Origin of the sequence: Pelomicrobium sp., assembly GCF_036803785.1 — a bacterium.
In the GTDB taxonomy this organism is placed as follows: Bacteria; Pseudomonadota; Gammaproteobacteria; order Burkholderiales; family UBA6910; genus Pelomicrobium.
The window spans coordinates 1-2838 of sequence record NZ_DAIRTR010000224.1; the positions used below are offsets into that span (position 1 = coordinate 1).

General features: G+C 68.1%; 3 protein-coding genes. 1 reads left to right on the forward strand and 2 read right to left on the reverse strand.

The features are described from left to right. Positions 1 to 572 (forward strand): sulfite exporter TauE/SafE family protein (locus tag V7Q81_RS15525; protein WP_333845131.1); only part of this gene is annotated, 572 nt, incomplete at its 5' end. Here the strand turns inward: V7Q81_RS15525 and V7Q81_RS15530 are convergent. Both V7Q81_RS15530 and V7Q81_RS15535 read right to left on the reverse strand, forming a co-directional pair. Further along, a complete protein-coding gene (locus V7Q81_RS15530) occupies positions 569 to 1822 on the reverse strand; it encodes a class I SAM-dependent methyltransferase (RefSeq protein WP_333845133.1) in 1254 nt (417 codons plus the stop codon). The genes V7Q81_RS15525 and V7Q81_RS15530 overlap by 4 nt on opposite strands. A 404-nt stretch (positions 1823 to 2226) precedes the next feature. Continuing rightward, on the reverse strand, positions 2227 to 2838 hold a 612-nt coding region (locus V7Q81_RS15535), incomplete at its 5' end, for an ATP-binding protein (protein ID WP_333845135.1).

Here is a 2838-nt window from a genome sequence, read left to right on the forward strand (position 1 = left end):
GGCTGCAGGCAGCCTACAACGTGGGGCGCATCGCCAGCTACGGGGCGGCGGGCGCGGCGGCAGGGGCGGCTGGCTCCGCGGGGCTTCTGGTCGAGGGGCTAATTCCCATGCAGCAGGGCTTGTACGCCGCTGCGAACCTCATGCTGATCGCCCTGGGGCTGTCCGTGGCGGGTCTGTGGCACGGCGTGGCCTACCTGGAGCGCGCCGGCGGCCTGTTGTGGCGGCAACTCCAGCCGTGGACAACCCGGGTGCTGCCCATCGACAGCCTACCCCGGGCGTTTGCCGCTGGCACGGTGTGGGGGTGGCTACCCTGTGGCCTGGTCTACAGCGTGCTCTTCACCGCACTGCTTTCGGCGAGCCCGGTCACTGGCGCCCTCGTCATGCTGGCCTTCGGGGCGGGAACGCTCCCCAACCTGCTGGCCATGGGGTGGTTCGCCGGAAGTCTGAGGGGGTTTCTCCAGCGTCCTTGGGTGCGCTATGGCGCGGCCGCGGCGATCGTCTCCTTCGGCATTGCCGGGCTGCTGCGGCTGCCGCACTTGCCTCTCGGCATCGCCGAGTTCTGCCGCACCTAGCCGGGATGGTCTACCCGGCTGGGGCTGGCTGCCTTGGCTAAAGGGGTGGGCGCGTACATGTACTCCCGGGTCCAGGGCAGGGGACTTTCGCCTGCCCGGGCGGGTTTGAAGGCGAGGACCTGCTGGATCGTCACCCAGCCCTGCTCGAAGGCGTAGGCGCAGCCGGCGAGGTACACGCGCCAGATGCGCAGCCGTTTCTCCCCTGCCAGGGCTGCCGCCCGCACCCGGTTCTGCTCTAGCCGCTCAGCCCAGTGCCAGAGGGTCTTGGCGTAGTGCAGCCGCAGGGTTTCCACATCGGCCACCTCCAGCCGCTGGGCAGACATTTCCCGGATCGCGAGGGACAGGTGGGGCAGCTCGCCGTGGGGGAAGACGTATTTCTCGATGAACTCGCCGCCCCCCAGGGGTGACCAGCGGCTGTCGGGATCGCCGGCGGTGATGCCATGGTTGAGCGCGATGCCGCCGGGTTTGAGCAGGCGGTGCATGACGCTGAAATAAAGCGGCAGATTCTTGAGCCCCACATGCTCGAACATGCCCACGCTGGCGATTTTGTCGAACATTGCCTGCCCCGGCACGTCTCGGTAATCCTGGAGCAGCACCCGGCAACGACCGGAAAGGCCCTCCTCTTCGATGCGCTTCACGGCGTATTCGTACTGGTTGCGTGACAGGGTGATGCCGGTGGCATCGACTCCGTAATGCTTAGCGGCCCAGCGGATCAGACCCCCCCAACCGCAGCCAATGTCGAGGAATTTCTCCCCGGGCCGCAGCATGAGCTTGCGGCAGATGTGGTCCAGTTTCTGCTCCTGGGCGGCGTGGATGTCTTCCTCTCCCGTCTTGAAATAGGCGCAGGAGTAGACCATGTGGCGGTCCAGCCATAGGGCGTAGAAGTCGTTGGAAACGTCGTAGTGGTACTGGATCGCCTTCCGGTCCGTGCGGCGGGAATGGGCCCAACGCCATAGGGGCGAGCGACCCTGGCCGGCCCCCGCTTGCGCGGCGAGGCGGGCCGCAGCGCCGATCACGTCTCTTAATGGCCCTTCCACCTCCACATGACCTTCGACGTAGGCCTCTCCCAGTTTGGCCAGGGTCGGTCGCAGGAAGTAGCGGGCCGCCGTCGGGGCGTTCAGCCGTAACAACACCGTGGCATGGGGAGAAAGCTCGACCGCGCGGCCGTTCCACAGTTCTACCCGCAGTGGAAGGGCGCCTTTCTCCTTCAAGCCTTCCAGGAATCCTTCGATCTTTTTTTCGAAGAGCATGCATCCCTCCTCGGCGGCAGCGACCGGGACAGTTTAGAGCACCGGCCGTAAACCGCGCCAGATGGCTCGGCGCTTGCCCTTCCCTCGGCAACTGCTATCCATCATCTTTCTGGCTACGACTGGCGGGGGCCGGTCGCGGCATCGGCGGTCAACCGCTCGCCAAGGCCCGGGCCGCCCGGGAAAGGATCAGCTGGACCCGACTGATGAAAAAAGGCCTTGCGCGGCGCTTGCGCAGGCGTGCCTCCCGCCGTTTCGACGCGAGGCGCTTGTGCGGCCCGTCGACTGCGGCCAGGGCGCGGCGGGTGCCGGGGACACTCAACATCGCCTGCGACCGGAGCTTCGTCCGGTGGGTGGGGCGAGGGGGGCGGACACTGCTGCCCGCTCGTTGCGCCTTCAGCCCCCGCTTAGTCGCGGAAGCACACAGTGATCCGGGCTCCCCCGAGGGGGGAGCGGTCGATGACGAGCGTCCCGTCGTAGGCCCCGGCCACGTCCCGCACGACGGCGAGACCGATGCCGTGGCCGGGCACCGTCTCGTCGGCCCGCACGCCCCGCTCGAGAAGCCGTTGGGCTTCTTCCGGTTCGATCCCGGGACCGTCGTCCTCCACCGTGAGGCAAAGCCCTTCCTCGTTCCTCGAAGCGGCGACCCGGACCTGGGTGCGGCACCACTTGTAGGCGTTGTCCAGGAGGTTGCCGAGCACCTCCATGAGGTCGTCCTCCGCGCCGCGGAACACCTCTTGCGCGCCCACCCCCACGGTGGCGTCCACGGGCTTTCCCCGGTGGACCTTGGCCAGGGTGGCGATGAGGCGCTCGGCTATCGGCCTGACCGCCACCGGCCCGCTGAAGGTGGTGGCCCGCCCCGCTGCGGCGCGCTGGAGGTGGTACTCCACCAGCCGGCCCATGCGGTCGAGCTGCTCGCCCAGCGCCGCCGGGGAAAGGGGGGTGGCGCTCTCTGGATCGGCCATGCCTCGCAGCACCGCCAGAGGTGTCTTCAGGCTGTGGGCGAGGTCGGCGAGGGC